The following is a 15630-nucleotide window of genomic DNA, read 5'->3' as shown; positions in this document are numbered from 1 at the left end:
TGTACTTGCGCATCGTGCTTTCCGAAAACCGTGTCCGGTTTTCGGGCCGATGCGTCCCAGTTTGGTTGCGGTCGACGCGCATTTCCGCTAAGCGCAGGCCTTGCAAAAGCAGGGATGCCGCGCGTGAGCAAAGACAAAGTCGACGTCGCCATCATCATGGGCAGCCAGTCCGACTGGGCGACCATGCGCCATGCGGCCGAATTGCTCGAAGTGCTCGGCATTGGCTTCGAGGCGCGCATCGTCTCGGCTCACCGCACCCCCGACCGCCTCTATGAATTCGCCAAGGGCGCCAAGGCAGCAGGTTTCCGCGTCATCATCGCGGGCGCCGGCGGTGCCGCCCACCTACCCGGCATGACGGCTGCCATGACGTCGCTGCCAGTGTTTGGCGTGCCGGTCGAATCCAAGGCGCTGTCGGGGCAGGATTCGCTGCTTTCCATCGTCCAGATGCCTGCCGGCATTCCCGTTGGTACGCTTGCCATCGGCAAGGCCGGAGCCGCCAACGCGGCATTGCTTGCAGCGGCTGTCCTGGCGCTGTCAGACGATGCGCTTGCCACCAGGCTCGACGAATGGCGTGCCGCCCAGACCGCAAGGGTCGCAGAACAGCCGACGGACGACGCGTGACCGCCCCCCTTCCCCTCGGATCGACCATCGGCATCATCGGCGGCGGCCAGCTTGGCCGCATGCTGGCGATGGCCGCCGCCCGCCTCGGCTATCGCATTGTGGTGCTGGAGCCGCAGGTCGACTGCCCCGCGGCCCAGGTCGCCAACCGCCAGATCGTTGCCGCCTATGACGATCCGGCGGCGCTGGACGAACTGGCCCGCTCGAGTGCCGTCGTCACCTACGAGTTCGAAAACGTCCCTGTCGTGGCTGCCGAGCACCTGTCGAAGACAGTCGCGGTCTATCCGCCGGCTCGGGCGCTGGAAGTGGCGCAGGACCGGCTGGTCGAAAAGACCTTCCTCAACGGGATCGGGATATCCACAGCCGATTTCCGCCCTGTGGAAAACGATAACGAACTGGCCGATGCCCTGAAGGCCTTCGGCGGCAACGGCATCCTCAAGACGCGCCGCATGGGCTATGACGGCAAGGGCCAGATGGTCTTCCGCAACATGGCTGCCGGCGGCTTCGACGGCGCCTGTGCCTCGCTCGGCAATGGCCAGCTGATACTCGAATCCTTCGTCGCCTTCGAGCGCGAGATGTCGGTGATCGCCGCGCGCGGCACCGACGGCAGCATTGCCGTCTACGACCCCGCCGAAAACGTCCACCGCAGCGGCATCCTTGCCAGTTCGACCGTGCCTGCCGGGATCAGCGAACAGACCGCCGAGGCTGCACGCGACGCGGCGCGAAAAATCCTGTCGGCGCTCGACTATGTCGGGATTATCGGCATCGAGTTCTTCGTCATGCCCGACGGCGCGCTGCTGGCCAACGAGATGGCGCCGCGCGTCCACAATTCCGGTCACTGGACGGAGGCGGCCTGCGTCATCTCCCAGTTCGAGCAGCACATGCGGGCGGTCGCCGGCCTGCCGCTCGGCAATGCCAACCGCCATTCCGACTGCGTCATGGAAAACCTGATCGGCGACGACATCGAGAAGGTGCAGGCACTGCTCGCCGAACCTGACGTCGCGGTCCATCTCTACGGCAAAGCGGAGGCCCGTCCCGGCCGCAAGATGGGCCACTTCACCCGCATTTCGCAAAGCCGGCGCTAACGCACTGGCTCGTCTCGCTGGCGCAATCAATCAGAAGACCGCTTCAGCGTGCCAAAAAAGCCGATGATGCGGGTGATCCGCCTCTGGTCCCCGTCGACAAAGGCGATGTCCAGGCCTTCTGGCAGGGTCGATCCGTCAGGCATGACGAATTTCCACGCAAAGCGCGCGACCCCGTGATGAACATCAACGTCGCTGGTGCGTAGGACACGGGCACCGGGATACCTGGCCTGAATTCCCGCGATATGCGCCAGCAGCTCTTCAGCGCCGTCGGCATGGGCCGACGGGTCCGTGTAGGTTGCGCCGTCGCCCCAGAGCGGCAGCAGCAACGCCCGCCGCTGCTCGGCGCTTTCAGTGGACCAGGCGGCGCAATATGTGTCGATGAGATGCGTCAGGGACATTCTGCTTCCTTCTTCTTATGACTTGTGGGCGTGAGGCTGGACGACAACGCGACCAGCCTTGTTGTCCGACGATCCTATGCAGCTTTTCCAAGAAACTGCGACAGCGCCGCGAAGTCGCCGTGTACCTGGCCGGCCGCGATCGCCCGCTGGAAGATGAAGCCATAACCGTCAACCACGGAGCGGTCGATTCCGCGCGCATCCATGAGCCCCAGAAGGTGCTGGAATGAACTGTGATGGATGGCGATCGACGACAGCGTCTCCTCGTCGCTGGCAAAACGGCCGGCATTGGTGCGCTTGATGAGATCCGTGACGAGCCCTTCGACGACTGGTGCTGTCGCCGTCCACTGGCTGCCCAGTTCGCCCAGCTCGATCTCTTCGGCCTGGCACACGGCGATCGCATTGAGCGCGCCGAACAATGCCCCCCACATCAGGGCCAGCAGAGCGCTATCAAGCGCATTGGCTCGTCCGGGATCTTGTCCGACATGCTGGACATTGCCGCCCAATGCGCGAAAGACGGCATCGTTTTCCTGAAAGGCCTGGCTCTGCCCCGAGATCAGGATCGTAGCCGCATCCGTGCCGATGAAGTCGGGTGTCGCCATGATCGCGCCATCGAGATAGCTGGCGCCATGCCTGGCGCACCAATCGGCGACTTCGCGCGCGCCATGCGGCGTACCCGAGGTCAGTTCGACGATCAGCTTGCCACGGATGGCCGAGGCAACCGCGACATCGCGCAGAATGTCGGCTGTCGCTGCGTAGTCGCTTACATTCACGATGACGATTTCTGCGGCGGACACGGCGTCCAGCACTGAAGGCGCAATGACGGCACCGAGTGCCGCAAGCGGTTCGGCCTTGTCTCTTGTCCGGTTCCAGACGGTCGTGCGATGGCCCTCTGCCAGCAAGGCGCGGGCAAGGGCAGAGCCCATGCGGCCGGTTCCGACAACGGCGATTGAACGCTTCATTCCAACACTCCATATCAACTGGCGACGCGCCACGGCGCGACATTTGTCGCGACGTTGTGGAGGTATGCTGATATGGGCGGCGCACAATACGAACCTCGGCGTAAGTGGTCACCTGGCGGTAAGGAGAACACCATGGACAAGACGGCGGACAATGGATTTGCCATGGCTGTCAGGATGACCGAAGGCAAATGGAAGGTAGACATCCTTTGCGAGCTCGGAACGGCATCGCGCCGGTTCGGCCGGCTGAGACAGTCGATTCCCGGCATCAGTGAAAAGATGCTGGCGCAGCAATTGCGTGAACTGGAGGCCGACGGGCTGGTCGACCGGAAAGTCTATTCGGAGACGCCGGCCAAGGTGGTCTATTCGCTCACCGAACGCGGCACGGCACTCAATGCGGCAGCAGGCGCACTGTGCCGTTGGGGCGAACAATTCGGCCTTCCCTGCAATGTCGGGGACAAGACGGAATACGCCTGAGACGATACGGTCGCATTCTGCCGGCACGCCGACACCGGCCTTCCGATCGGAATCGATAGAATCGGAGACCGCGCCTGTCCCTCCCTTGCCCGGATGAGCGATTGGATTCCGGTGTGCCGGACACCGGCAAGTCCTCCCGCCGGCTTGGCCACGACCATTGCCGGCAAAAAAGCCGATCAATCCGCAGCGCAAAGCCCTCTCGCGGTTGACGGGCCCAGACTCCTCGTCTAAGAGCCAGTCACACAAATTTGGGCGCGCTGTTGGGCGCGCTTTTGTTTCGGCCCGGAGATGGGCCCCATCTGACGGGTTAGTGACATGAAGATCAAGAATTCGCTCAAGGCGCTCAAGGGCCGTCACCGTGACTGCCAGCTGGTCCGCCGCAAGGGCCGCATCTACATCATCAACAAGACCGCTCCGCGCTACAAGGCCCGCCAGGGCTGATGTCAGCCCGGCCGCCTGCGGCCGGAGCATCACGGCAAATTCAATTTGACGTTCCCGTGCGGGAGTTTAGACTCTCCCGCATGCGGAGCGTTTTTGCCATTTTAGCACTTGCCTTGATGGCAAACGCCTTGCCGGCTTCGGCGCACGCCCAGACGGCAGACAAACAGGTCGAGGCCAAGACCGAAAACCGGCTCGACAAGCTGTTTGCGGACCTGAAGCGCGAACGCAACGAAAAAGCTGCCGAACGCATCGCCGGCCAGATTTGGGGCGAGTGGAACAGCTCGGGCAGCGCCTCCATCGATCTGATGATGCTTTGGTCGCAGCAGGCCATCGACGCCAAGAAATATGATGTCGCGCTCGATTTCCTCGACCAGGTGACGACGCTGCAGCCCAAATATGCCGAAGGCTGGAACCGGCGGGCGACGGTCCATTTCCTGATGCAGAATTACCGCAAGTCGGTGGTCGACATCGAGCGCACGCTGCTGCTGGAGCCGCGCCATTTCGGCGCCCTCTCCGGCATGGCTCAGATCATGGCGACGACAGGCCACAAGGACATGGCGCTCAAGGCCTGGCAACGCGTGCTCGAAATCTATCCGATGATGCGCAACGCCCAGAGCGAGGTGTCGCGCCTGTCCGAAGAACTGGCCGGCGAAAGCATCTAGAGAAGCGAGCAGGGAATAGGGCGTAGCGAATAGTTGGCATGACGCTGGTGCGGCGTGCGCCGATTTTTGGTTGCCATTCGCCACCCACTGCTCACTATTCGCTGTTCGCCACTCCCTTTCACCCAGCCCCATCCCGTATGAACATCCTCACAGCGATTTTGGTCCTGCTCGTCGCGATCGTGCTTGGGCTTGCTGGCTTCACCCGCATCTCGGCCTGGCTGATCGAACGGCAGAACCCGCCTGTCGGCAGCTTTGCCGACATCGATGGCGCGCGGATACACTACGTGCACGTCCCTAGGCCCGCCGGCGCCGACCTGCCGCCACTCGTCTTCATCCATGGCGCCAGCGCCAATCTCAAGGACCAGATGCTGCCGCTCGGGCCGATGTTCGAGGACCGCGCCGAGATGCTGTTTTTCGACCGTCCCGGCCACGGCTGGTCCGGGCGCGGCAACGGCAACAACGAGACACAGGAAGGGCAGGCAGCAACCATCGCAGCACTGATGGATCGCCTCGGCATCAAGGACGCGATCATCGTCGGCCATTCGTTCGGCGGATCGATCGCGGCGACCTTTGCGCTGCAGCACCCGGACAAGACGCGCGGGCTATTGTTCCTGTCGGCCGCCACCCATCCCTGGCCGGGCGGCGCTACCTCCTGGTACTACAGCGTGGCGGCTACACCCATGCTGGGCAACCTGTTCACGGCAACGCTCTCGGACCCCGTCGGCCTCATGCGCATCGATGCGGCGACGACCTGTGTGTTTTCGCCCAACAAGGTGCCGGACGGGTATGTCGACAACGCCCAGATCAAGCTGGTGCTGCGCCCCTCGGCCTTCCGCGCCAATGCCATAGATGTCGAGGGGCTATACCGCCACGCGCTGAAGACGGCGCCGCGCTACCACGAGATCAAGGCGCCGACGGTGGTGATCTCGGGCGACGAAGACACCGTCGTCTATGAGGAAATCCACTCGGTGGGATTGGCCCGCGACATCCCCGGCGCCGAACTGGTGTGGGTCAAAAACCTCGGCCACAAACCCGACTGGGTGGCCCCGGACCTGGTGCTCGCCGCGGTCGAGAAACTGGCCGGCAAGAATGTCGACCTCAAACAGGCGGCAGCCGAGGTCGAGGCGCGGATCGCGGCTGACGTGCATGCCGCGGGATGCGTGAACGAGAAAGTGGGCGGGGAATGAACAGTAAATAGGAGTAGCGAATAGTTGGGCGCACCTGCCTGACCGACAGGCACGCATTCTTCGCTACTCGCTACTCCCTATTCGCTCACCTGCTGCCTTTGCCTTCCGGCCCAACATACGCGATGCGCAGCATATTGGTCGATCCGGGCGTCCTGAGCGGCACGCCGGCGGTGATGATGAGGCGGTCGCCGGCAGCGGCGAAACCTTCGTTGAAGGCGACGTTGCAGGCGCGGTCGACCATGTCGTCGAGATCGACGGCATCGGGCGAGACGACGCAGTGCGTGCCCCACAACAGCGACAGGCGACGCGCGGTATCCAGGATCGGCGACAGGGCGATGATCGGCACCTGCGGGCGCTCGCGCGCGGCACGTAGGCCGGTGGTGCCCGAGGCGGTGTAGGTGACGATCGCCGACAGCTTCAGCGTCTCGGCGATTTCACGCGCCGCAAGCGAGATCGCGTCGGCGCCGGTAGCCTCCGGCTGCGAGCGCTGGGCGTTGATGATGCCAGGATAGGTCGGATCCTTTTCGACCTGCTGGGCGATACGGTTCATCGTCGCCACGGACTCGACCGGATACTGGCCGGCAGCGGATTCGGCCGACAGCATGATCGCGTCGGCACCCTCGAAGACAGCCGTTGCAACATCAGACACTTCGGCGCGGGTCGGCACTGGTGCTGTGATCATCGATTCCAGCATCTGGGTGGCGACAACCACCGGCTTGCCGGCGCGGCGGGCAGCACGCGTGATCTGCTTCTGGATGCCGGGAACCGACTCGATCGGCATTTCGACACCAAGATCGCCGCGGGCGACCATCAAGGCATCGGACAACTCGATGATCTCGGCGAGGCGTGCGACGGCCTGCGGCTTTTCGATCTTGGAGAGCAGCAGCGCGCGGCCCTGAGCGATCTTACGGGCTTCGGCCAGGTCTTCCGGGCGCTGGATGAAGGACAGCGCGACCCAGTCGACGCCGGTTTCCAGCACCGCGTCGAGGTCCTTGCGGTCCTTCTCGGTCAACGCGCCGACCGGCAGGTCGGTATCGGGCAGGCTGACGCCCTTCTTGTCGGAAATCTTGGTGCCGGCGACGACCGTGCAGACGATCGACTTGCCGTCGGTCTTTGTTGCCTTGAGCTCGAGCTTGCCGTCGTCGATCAGCAGGCGGTGGCCTGCCTGGACCGACTTGAGGATTTCGGGATGCGGCAGGTGCACGCGGCTGGAGGTGCCGAGGTCGGGATTGTCGTCAAGGGTGAAGGTCTGGCCGACGGTCAGCTCTTCCTTGCCGTTGGCGAACTTACCGACGCGGAGCTTGGGGCCCTGGAGGTCGGCGAGGATGCCGATCGGTCGACCCACGTCACCCTCGACCTTGCGGATGCGGGCGACGAGCGCGCGCATCGAATCGTGGTCGGTATGGCTCATATTGATGCGGAAGACGTCAGCCCCCGCTTCGAAGAGCTTTCGGATCATCGCTTCGTCGGACGAAGCGGGACCCAGGGTGGCGAGTATCTTGACCTTGCGGCTACGTCTCATTGACCATTCGTTCCCGAGGCGGCCGTCGGGCCGCCCGTTGCGGGCTCATCCGTGAGCTGGACCATCCAGTTCGCCTGCTCGCCCGTATCGTATTCCTGGAAGCCGGCACGCTGGAAGCCACGCGCTACACAGTCGGTGACACCGGCAATCTTGAACTCTTTTTCGGCCACACACATGGTGATCGGCCCGTCCCAGCGGCCGCCACGCTCGGCATCTTCTGCATAGAGATAATAAAACCTCGATGACAGCGGGCCTTCGATCAGCGTCTTGCACGTCGAACCCTCGATGTGCCACCAACCCTCGGTGATCCATCCGGCCTTGGAGCGGTAGCCGATGCCGACGCCGACCAGGCTCTGGGTCGCATTGCAGACGCGGAAATCGGCGTGAGCAGGCGAAGCGGCAACGGTGGCAATCATCGGAACGGCAAGAAACAGGGAGAGCGTTGCGACGGTTGAGCGCAGGCGCGTTCCCCCGGCAAATCCCATCCCAAAGCCCCTCTTCGACATGTTCTGCATTTTCCGGTGCCCCTTTTCGGCAATGTCTTGGCCCATGTCAACGCGCGGCCGAGCGCTTATCCAATCGATTTAATTGCGCACGGCCTGCATGATTTGCTGCCCCAACTGGCATATTCGAAAAAAGGTTGGCAAAACAACGGCGTTAGCACATATCCCCACCTCAGCGACGCTGGTTTTCGCCTGCCCGCCGGCCGAAGGACAAATTGCCGCCGATGACGCGTACAGCACTTTTTGCCCCTTTCGACATCGTCGACGGCGACCGCAGGCGGGGCATCGTCCTGCTTTGCGACCACGCCAGGCGCGACCTACCGCAGGAATATGGCGACCTCGGCCTGCCGCCTGAAGAGTTCGACCGCCACATTGCCTACGACATCGGCGCCGAACAGGTGACCCGCAAGCTGGCGGCACTTCTGGGGGTGCCCGCGGTGCTCGCCAACTTCTCGCGCCTGCTGATCGACCCCAATCGCGGCGAGGACGACCCGACGCTGATCCGCCAGCTCTATGACGGCTCAGTCATCCCGGGAAACTATCCCATGACCGGGACGGAGCGCGAGCGCCGGCTCGACAACTTCTACCGCCCCTATCACGACGCTGTCGGCGCCATGGTCGCCTCGGTGCACAAGGAATCGGCAAGCGCGCCCTTCATCCTGTCGGTGCATTCCTTCACGCCGGTCATGCAAGGCCGCGCCCGGCCGTGGCACGCAGGTGTGCTCTGGGACATGGACCATCGCGCCGCCTGGCCGCTGATCGAACTTCTGGCCGCCGATCCGGCGCTCGTCGTCGGCGACAACGAGCCCTATGACGGCGCCCTGCGCGGCGACACCATGTTCAAGCACTGCATCGTCAACGGCTATGCCCATGCGCTGCTCGAAATCCGCCAGGACCTGATCGGCGACGAGGCCGGTACCACCGCCTGGGCCGAACGCCTCGCGCCCATCGTTGACGCCATCGACCGCCGCCCCGATATACATGAAGTCAGGCAATTCGGCTCGCGCACCGGGCCGCTGTGAAGGAGGATGAGATGGCCGAACTCAGCGACGACCAGAAGCGCGATTTTGAGGCCGCCGCCTTCCGTCGGCTGCTCGAACACCTGCGCGAGCGCTCAGACGTGCAGAACATCGACATGATGAACCTCGCCGGTTTTTGCCGTAACTGCCTGTCCAACTGGTACCGCGACGCGGCTGGCGCGGGCGGCGTGGAACTTTCGAAGGAAGCCGCTCGCGAAATCGTCTATGGCATGCCTTTTGCCGAATGGCAGGCGAAGTACCAGCGCGACGCGACGGACGCCCAGAAGGCCGCCTTTGAAGTGAGCCGCCCCAAGGATCACTAGCCAGCCTGCATGTCGGCTTTGCGAAAACCTGCCCCGGTTTTCGGGCCGATGTGGCGGCCGATTTCTCGGCAGCGTGGCAGCTGCGCCGCATAGTCCCCTTGACCCCCCGTGCATCATGAGGCATCGAAACCGCCGAAATCAGGTGGCGCACGACTCGCGCCTTTTTCCCATTCACAAGTTGCGGAGTGCCACATGGCCGACGAAATCACCGAGACCAGCCAGACCGTTGCCGCCGGACAGTTGCGCGCCATCATCGAGCGCATCGAGCGCCTCGAGGAAGAAAAGAAGACCATCTCCGACGACATCAAGGACGTTTATGCCGAGGCCAAGGGCACTGGCTTCGACACCAAGGCAATCCGCACGCTGATCCGCCTGCGCAAGCAGGACCAGAACGAGCGCGCCGAAGAAGAGACGATCCTCGACCTTTACAAGGCCGCCCTTGGCATGGCCTGAGCCCACGAGCTCATTTCGGAATGCAGGAACGCCGGCAGCGATGCCGGCGTTTTTCGTCTGGGGCTGCCGGCGTGCCGGTCAGGCCCGCCCCGGCAGCTAGGTCGCGCTTCTGTAGCGCAGCGCCTCGACCAACAATGCGAAGGCCGGGGAAGCCTGGCGGCGGTTCGGATAATAGAGATGGTAGCCCTGCAGGGTGGGGCACCAGTCGGTCAGCACTTCGACAAGGCGGCCGTCGGCGAGATAGGGCTGGGCCAGGTCTTCCGCGACATAAGCGAGCCCGAAGCCGTCGACCGCGGCATCCAGCACCGGCAGGATGCTGTTGAAGGTGAGCTGTCCGTCGACCCGAACGTTCAGCTCGCGGCCATCCTTCTCGAATTCCCATGCATAGATGCCGCCCGCCGTGGTCAGGCGCAGGTTGATGCATTTGTGGTTGGTCAGATCCTGCGGCATTTCCGGCGGCGAGCGACGTTCGAAATAGTCGGGAGAGCCGACCACCGCAAAGCGCCAGTCCGGCCCGATGCGCACCGCGATCATGTCCTTGCTCACGGATTCACCCAGCCGCACGCCGGCATCGAAGCGCTGTTCGACGATGTTGGTGAAGCCGTAGTCGATGGCGATCTCGACCTTGATGTCAGGGTATTGGCGCAGGAAGGTCCGCAGCTTCGGTCGGAAGATGGTCTCGACCACATAGTCGGTGCATGTGATGCGGACAGTACCGGCCGGCCGATCGCGCAATTCGCTGAGCGCATCGATTTCCGCCTCGATCTGGTCGAAATGCGGGCCGATCGCCTGCATCAGGCGTTCCCCGGCTTCGGTGGGCGAGACATTGCGCGTGGTCCGCGACAGAAGCCGGATGCCGAGGCGTTCTTCCAGGCCTCTCAATGTGTGGCTGAGCGCCGAAGGCGTCACGCCGAGCTTGCCTGCAGCCTTGGTGAAGCTCCGCTCGCGTGCAACCGCGAGGAAGGCGACCATGTCGTTGACGCTCTCTCTGGGCATTGCTGAATCCAGCTCACAACCACATGCAGATTACTCCTACTAATCCTGCAATCGGGTTCTGGCTAGATTCCACTCATCGAAGCCGCCGCTGCCGGCGAGCTTGATGAAATGGAGATTTTCAATGGAAATCTTGCGAGCAGGCTCCCGTGCATCCGGGAAAGGCCCCACCGACTGGTTCACCGGAACGGTGCGCATCGACCCGTTGTTCAACCCGCATATGCCCGAGCGCGTCCAGGGCGCCAGTGTCACCTTCGAGCCCGGTGCGCGCACGGCCTGGCACACCCACCCGCTGGGGCAGACGCTTGTCGTTACATCCGGCCTCGGCCGCGTCCAGCGTTTGGGCGGTCCCGTCGAGGAAATCCGGCCCGGTGACGTGGTGTGGTTCGCACCCGAGGAGAAGCATTGGCACGGGGCCTCGCCCAACACGGCCATGACCCACATCGCCATCCAGGAAGTCCAGAACGGCAAGGTCGTCGACTGGATGGAACAGGTCACCGACGCGCAATATCGGCGCGGAAGCCAGGGAGAGTGACATGCAGACGCGCAAACTGGGAAACAGCGGCCTCGAGGTCTCGGCAATCGGCCTCGGCTGCATGGGACTGAGCTACGGCTACGGTCCGGCGACCGACAGGCAGGCGGCGATCGACCTGATCCGTACAGCCTTCGACAAGGGCGTCACCTTCTTCGACACCGCGGAAGCCTATGGCCCCTATGAGAACGAGAACTTGCTCGGCGAAGCGCTGGCGCCGATGCGCGACCAGGTGGTGATCGCGACCAAGTTCGGCTTCGACTTCGGCCCCGACGGCGGCCAGAGCGGCATGAACAGCAAGCCTGCCCATATCAGGAGTGTGACCGAGGCTGCGCTGAAGCGGCTCAGGACCGACCGGATCGACCTGTTCTACCAGCACCGCGTCGACCCCGACGTGCCGATGGAAGACGTGGCAGGCACGGTTCGCGACCTGATCCGCGAAGGCAAAGTGAAGCATTTCGGGCTGTCAGAGGCCGGCGTGCAGTCGATCCGCCGCGCCCATGCCATCCAGCCGGTGGCGGCGCTGCAAAGCGAGTATTCGCTGTGGTGGCGCGAACCGGAGCGGGAAATCCTGCCCGTGCTGGAAGAGCTCGGCATCGGCTTTGTTCCGTTCAGCCCGCTGGGCAAGGGTTTCCTGACAGGAGCGATCGACCAGGCAACCGAGTTCGACAAGTCGGATTTCCGCAACGTCGTTCCCCGCTTTTCCGCCGAGAACCGGCAGGCCAACCAAGGCCTGGTCGATGCGCTGAGCAGGATTGCCGACGACAAGGGCGCAACCCGCGCCCAGATCGCCATCGCCTGGCTTCTGGCCCGCCGCCCGTGGATAGTGCCCATTCCGGGAACGACCAAGCTTCATCGTCTCGAAGAAAATATCGGTGCGGCCGCTGTCGACCTGTCGGCGAACGACCTCCACGAGATCGAACGCGCACTCGCCGAGATCGAGGTCCATGGCGACCGCTATCCGGCACATCTGCAGGCGCGGGTGGGCAAATAGCGGATCGCATTTTCCCCCACCGGCAGCTGCCGACATCGTCCGACATTGCGGCCCTGGCGAGGCTCGGTCGCGCCCGTCTCGGTCCACTTCCCTGACCTCCCCCGAAAGGAACAATCATGACCAAAGGTATCGAAAACAAGGTCGTCGTCATTACCGGCGCCAGCAGCGGCCTCGGCGAAGCCGCGGCACGGCTGTTGGCAGAGAACGGCGCCAAGCTGGTGTTGGGCGCCCGCCGCATAGACCGGCTGCAGGCGCTGGCGGCCGAACTGGGCCTCGGCGAACAGGCCGTGCTCAAGACCGACGTCACCGACCGCGCGCAGGTCCAGCGCCTCGTCGACCACGCGGTCGCAACGCATGGCCGCATCGACGTGCTGATCAACAATGCCGGCCTGATGCCGAGCTCCATGCTCGAGAACCTGCATGTCGACGAATGGGACCGGATGATCGACGTCAACCTGAAGGGCGTGCTCTATGGCATCGCGGCTGCCCTGCCGCACATGAAGACCCAAAAGAGCGGCCACATCATCAATGTCGCCTCGGTGGCAGGCCACAAGGTCGGGCCGGGCAGCGTGGTCTATGCCGCGACCAAGCATGGCGTGCGGGTGATTTCCGAGGGTCTGCGCCAGGAGGTGAAGCCCTACAACATCCGCAGCACCATCATCTCGCCCGGCGCCGTCGAAACCGAACTGCCCGACACGATCACCGACAGCGTGGTCGCGGCAGGCATCCGCGAAGTCTACAAGCTGGCGATCCCGGCCAGTTCCTTCGCCCGGGCCGTGGCGTTCGCCATGAGCCAGCCGGAGGAGGTCGACATCAACGAGATCCTGTTTAGGCCGACGGCGCAGGCCTACTGAGGCACCTGACGCCTTCCAGGAGCCGGAAACGATGCGGCGCGCAGCCATGCGCGCCGTTGTCGCATGCAAGCCTTGAGTTTCCCGAGCTCTTCGACTAAAAGCACGCCACCAGGCCGGGCCCCTCTGGCAGTCACCATGGCTGCGATGTCGGACTGGGAACCAATCCGGCGGCCTGGCTTTGACATCACCGATTTATTGCAGCGCTTGAACTGTATTCCCGCTCCTGTGAGCGCGACCGATCATGCCTGCGAGCCATGCCGCCCCCAGCTGAACGCAAAGGGTGCCGTATGACAGAATTTTTTACCCCGGAAGCGCTGACAGCCCTGTTCCAGGTCATCATGATCGACCTGGTGCTGGCGGGCGACAATGCCATCGTGATCGGCCTGGCCGCAGCCGGCCTGCCGAAAGAACAGCGCGCCAAGGCGATCCTCATGGGCATCATCGCCGCGACGGTGCTGCGCATCGGTTTCGCCGCCGCCACCACCCAGCTCCTGCAGATCGTCGGCCTGCTGCTTGCCGGCGGCGTGCTGCTGCTGTGGGTGTGCTGGAAGATGTGGCGTGAGCTGCGGGCCAACCACAGCCATGAGACCCAGGCCGTCGAGGCGCTGTCCGAGACCGATATCGACAAGGACGGCAAGGTTGCCGCCACCGCGCCGAAGAAGACCTTCACCCAGGCTGCCTGGCAGATCGTCATCGCCGACGTGTCGATGTCGCTCGACAACGTGCTGGCCGTCGCCGGCGCTGCCCGCGACCATCCGAACGTGCTGATCTTCGGCCTGGTGCTGTCGATTGCGCTGATGGGCGTTGCCGCGAGCTTCATCGCCAACTTGCTGCAGAAGTTCCGCTGGATCGCCTATGTCGGCCTGGTCATCATCCTCTACGTCGCCGGCGAGATGATCTATCGCGGCACACTGGAGGTATTGCCCTACCTGACGGGTCCGAGCACCTAAGCGGCTGCACGGCCAAGCACAGACAAGAATGGCCGGAACGGGAACGTTCCGGCCATTTTCCTTTCAGGGAGTATTTCAGCTAGACCGCGATGGCCATCTCGGCATTGCGGGGGAAGAAGATCGCGCGCGCCGGGTCGAAGTCGTAATGGCCCACATAGCGGGGCGCATCGCCCGCCAGCTGCGCCACCGAATCGAGAATGAAGGCGATCTTCTCCTCACACAGCAGCACGCTGAAATTGAGCCTGATGAAGCCGGGCTTTTTCATTTCCTCGCCGGCCTTGATCGCTGCGCGCATCGCCTCGGACTCGTTCGCGTCGATGCCGAGCAGGCGATGGACGTAAGGTCCAGCGCAGGCGCAGCCTCCTCGTGCCTGAATGCCGAAGCGGTCGCTCAGCATGCGGGTGACGAGCTGTTGGTGGACATGGCCGCCTTTGCCGTCCTTGACCCGAAACGAGAAGATCGGCAGCCGTGCCACGTCGAGCGAGCCCAGAAGCTCCAGCCGGTCCAGTCCGCGCCAGGCAGCCATCGCCCGACGGGTGAGTTCGGCATTGCGCGCCTGCATGGCTTCCGCGCCCAGCGCATCCTTGACCTGGAAGGCGAGTGCGGCGCGGATGTCGCCGACGACGTTGGGCGTACCTGCCTCCTCGCGCGCCTCGATGTTGTCGCTGTAGTCATGGCCGGTGGGCGAGACGAACTTGACCGTGCCGCCACCCGGCCAGGACGGCTTGACGGTAACCACCGCATCGCGGCGAACGATCAGCACGCCCGACGCGCCCGGACCGCCGATGAACTTGTGCGGCGAGACCACCAGTGCGTCGATCTCGACACCCTCGGCCGGCGTCATGGCGATCGGCAGATAGGGGCCGGCGCCGGCATAGTCCCAGACGGCCTTGGCGCCGGCTGCCTTGATGCGCCGGGTGACAGCAGCAACGTCGGTGATGATGCCGGTGACATTGGATGCAGCCGAGAAGGCGCAGACGGTGAGATCGGCCGGCACAGCGAGTGCCGCATCGAGTTCAGCGAGGTCGGGGCCGCCAGTGGCGCATTCGGCGATCTCGACGACTTCGGCACCGCTCTCGCGCCAGGGCAGGATGTTGGAGTGATGCTCGTAGGGGCCGATGATGACGCGAACGCGCGAGCCTGCGGCGACACCGTCAGCGACGCCGAGCAGCTTGACCAGACGGTTGAGGCCGGCGGTGGCGCCCGAGCCGGCAAAGATCACCGCATGGTCGCGGCTGGCGCCGCAGCACTCGGCGATCGCCGCACGCGCCTCGCGGCGCAGCCGGGTCATGAAGCCGCCGCAATAGGACGCCTCGGTGTGGCTGTTGGCGTAGAAGGGCAGAACCTCTTCGAGGATGAAACGCTCGATCTGCATCAATGCCCGGCCCGAGGCGACATAGTCGGCGTAGACAAGAGACTTGGAACCGAACGGGCCTTCGATCCTGGCGTTCTGGCCAACCAACCCGGCCTGGAGCGCGGCAACCGTGTCGCCGGCGAGGCCCTGCCTGAAACCCTGCAGCAAACCGGCGGTTGTGGTCATCTTCGCGCTCCTCTGACTGCGAAACTCTTCCAGATCGGAATGAGCGAGGATTCTAATCGCTATTCAGCGAAGAAACTTCATCGTTTTCTCGGGACAGACAACTGAAATTGTGTCATCTGATCG

At 63.8% G+C, this 15630-nt stretch carries 19 protein-coding genes; 13 read left to right on the top strand and 6 right to left on the bottom strand.

What is annotated here, in order from left to right:
* Positions 1 to 114 precede the first annotated feature (114 nt).
* Both purE and NDO48_RS01015 read left to right on the top strand, forming a co-directional pair.
* On the top strand, positions 115 to 621 hold the full coding sequence (gene purE, locus NDO48_RS01020; protein ID WP_018429924.1) for a 5-(carboxyamino)imidazole ribonucleotide mutase: 507 nt from the start codon (positions 115 to 117) through the stop codon (positions 619 to 621).
* Positions 618 to 1703, top strand: coding sequence for a 5-(carboxyamino)imidazole ribonucleotide synthase (locus NDO48_RS01015; protein WP_018429925.1), 1086 nt, complete (start codon positions 618 to 620; stop codon positions 1701 to 1703). The genes purE and NDO48_RS01015 overlap by 4 nt, the downstream gene beginning before the upstream one ends.
* Positions 1704 to 1729: 26 nt before the next feature.
* On the opposite strand, the gene NDO48_RS01010 is transcribed toward NDO48_RS01015, so the two are convergent.
* Both NDO48_RS01010 and NDO48_RS01005 read right to left on the bottom strand, forming a co-directional pair.
* The gene (locus NDO48_RS01010; protein ID WP_018429926.1) at positions 1730 to 2101 is read right to left on the bottom strand and encodes a hypothetical protein; all 372 of its coding nucleotides are present in this window, start codon (positions 2099 to 2101) and stop codon (positions 1730 to 1732) included.
* 74 nt (positions 2102 to 2175) lie between these two features.
* Positions 2176 to 3060 carry an NAD(P)-dependent oxidoreductase gene (locus tag NDO48_RS01005; RefSeq protein ID WP_018429927.1) on the bottom strand — a complete coding sequence of 295 codons (885 nt, stop codon included), beginning with the start codon at positions 3058 to 3060 and terminating at the stop codon, positions 2176 to 2178.
* Between the two features lie 132 nt (positions 3061 to 3192).
* On the opposite strand from NDO48_RS01005, the gene NDO48_RS01000 reads away from it, so the two are divergent.
* The 4 genes from NDO48_RS01000 to NDO48_RS00985 all read left to right on the top strand — a co-directional run bounded on the left by NDO48_RS01000 (position 3193) and on the right by NDO48_RS00985 (position 5824).
* A complete protein-coding gene (locus NDO48_RS01000) occupies positions 3193 to 3534 on the top strand; it encodes a winged helix-turn-helix transcriptional regulator (protein WP_018429928.1) in 342 nt (113 codons plus the stop codon).
* A gap of 315 nt (positions 3535 to 3849) precedes the next feature.
* Positions 3850 to 3975, top strand: coding sequence for a type B 50S ribosomal protein L36 (gene ykgO / locus NDO48_RS00995; RefSeq protein WP_018429929.1), 126 nt, complete (start codon positions 3850 to 3852; stop codon positions 3973 to 3975).
* A gap of 80 nt (positions 3976 to 4055) precedes the next feature.
* Positions 4056 to 4637 (top strand): tetratricopeptide repeat protein, encoded by a 582-nt coding sequence (locus NDO48_RS00990; protein WP_026227588.1) that lies wholly within the window; start codon positions 4056 to 4058, stop codon positions 4635 to 4637.
* A 137-nt stretch (positions 4638 to 4774) separates the two neighbouring features.
* The gene (locus NDO48_RS00985) at positions 4775 to 5824 is read left to right on the top strand and encodes an alpha/beta fold hydrolase (RefSeq protein ID WP_018429931.1); all 1050 of its coding nucleotides are present in this window, start codon (positions 4775 to 4777) and stop codon (positions 5822 to 5824) included.
* 85 nt (positions 5825 to 5909) lie between these two features.
* Here NDO48_RS00985 and pyk read toward each other — a convergent pair whose 3' ends face one another.
* Entirely contained in the window at positions 5910 to 7346 is a 1437-nt protein-coding gene (pyk, locus tag NDO48_RS00980; RefSeq protein ID WP_018429932.1) for a pyruvate kinase, read from the bottom strand.
* On the bottom strand, positions 7343 to 7831 hold the full coding sequence (locus NDO48_RS00975; RefSeq protein WP_040457040.1) for a DUF1036 domain-containing protein: 489 nt from the start codon (positions 7829 to 7831) through the stop codon (positions 7343 to 7345). Before NDO48_RS00975 ends, pyk begins: the two co-directional genes overlap by 4 nt.
* 242 nt (positions 7832 to 8073) lie before the next feature.
* On the opposite strand from NDO48_RS00975, the gene NDO48_RS00970 reads away from it, so the two are divergent.
* From NDO48_RS00970 to NDO48_RS00960, 3 genes are all read left to right on the top strand, one after another.
* The gene (locus NDO48_RS00970) at positions 8074 to 8871 is read left to right on the top strand and encodes an N-formylglutamate amidohydrolase (RefSeq protein ID WP_018429934.1); all 798 of its coding nucleotides are present in this window, start codon (positions 8074 to 8076) and stop codon (positions 8869 to 8871) included.
* Positions 8872 to 8882: 11 nt separating this feature from the next.
* Entirely contained in the window at positions 8883 to 9191 is a 309-nt protein-coding gene (locus tag NDO48_RS00965) for a DUF1244 domain-containing protein (protein ID WP_026227590.1), read from the top strand.
* Positions 9192 to 9383: 192 nt separating this feature from the next.
* Positions 9384 to 9644: a DUF2312 domain-containing protein gene (locus tag NDO48_RS00960; RefSeq protein WP_018429936.1), complete on the top strand. Its 261-nt coding sequence runs from the start codon at positions 9384 to 9386 to the stop codon at positions 9642 to 9644.
* Between the two features lie 96 nt (positions 9645 to 9740).
* Here the strand turns inward: NDO48_RS00960 and NDO48_RS00955 are convergent, their stop codons facing one another.
* A complete protein-coding gene (locus NDO48_RS00955) occupies positions 9741 to 10640 on the bottom strand; it encodes a LysR family transcriptional regulator (protein ID WP_026227591.1) in 900 nt (299 codons plus the stop codon).
* A gap of 121 nt (positions 10641 to 10761) precedes the next feature.
* On the opposite strand from NDO48_RS00955, the gene NDO48_RS00950 reads away from it, so the two are divergent.
* The 4 genes from NDO48_RS00950 (at position 10762) to NDO48_RS00935 (ending at position 13967) form a co-directional block, all read left to right on the top strand.
* Positions 10762 to 11172, top strand: a complete 411-nt coding sequence (locus NDO48_RS00950) for a cupin domain-containing protein (protein WP_018429938.1) — start codon at positions 10762 to 10764, stop codon at positions 11170 to 11172.
* 1 nt (position 11173) lies between these two features.
* Complete coding sequence (locus NDO48_RS00945; RefSeq protein WP_018429939.1) at positions 11174 to 12163, top strand: aldo/keto reductase; 990 nt, start codon at positions 11174 to 11176, stop codon at positions 12161 to 12163.
* A 116-nt stretch (positions 12164 to 12279) separates the two neighbouring features.
* Complete coding sequence (locus NDO48_RS00940; RefSeq protein ID WP_018429940.1) at positions 12280 to 13017, top strand: SDR family oxidoreductase; 738 nt, start codon at positions 12280 to 12282, stop codon at positions 13015 to 13017.
* A gap of 287 nt (positions 13018 to 13304) precedes the next feature.
* Complete coding sequence (locus tag NDO48_RS00935) at positions 13305 to 13967, top strand: TerC family protein (protein WP_018429941.1); 663 nt, start codon at positions 13305 to 13307, stop codon at positions 13965 to 13967.
* Between the two features lie 79 nt (positions 13968 to 14046).
* Here the strand turns inward: NDO48_RS00935 and NDO48_RS00930 are convergent, their stop codons facing one another.
* Positions 14047 to 15507: an aminotransferase class V-fold PLP-dependent enzyme gene (locus NDO48_RS00930; protein WP_018429942.1), complete on the bottom strand. Its 1461-nt coding sequence runs from the start codon at positions 15505 to 15507 to the stop codon at positions 14047 to 14049.
* Positions 15508 to 15630: the final 123 nt, after the last annotated feature.

The sequence above is a fragment of the Aminobacter sp. MET-1 genome, from assembly GCF_026521175.1.
Lineage (GTDB): Bacteria > Pseudomonadota > Alphaproteobacteria > Rhizobiales > Rhizobiaceae > Aminobacter.
The sequence above is the reverse complement of the archived record's forward strand: the minus strand, read 5'-3'. Positions and strand labels throughout refer to the sequence as shown.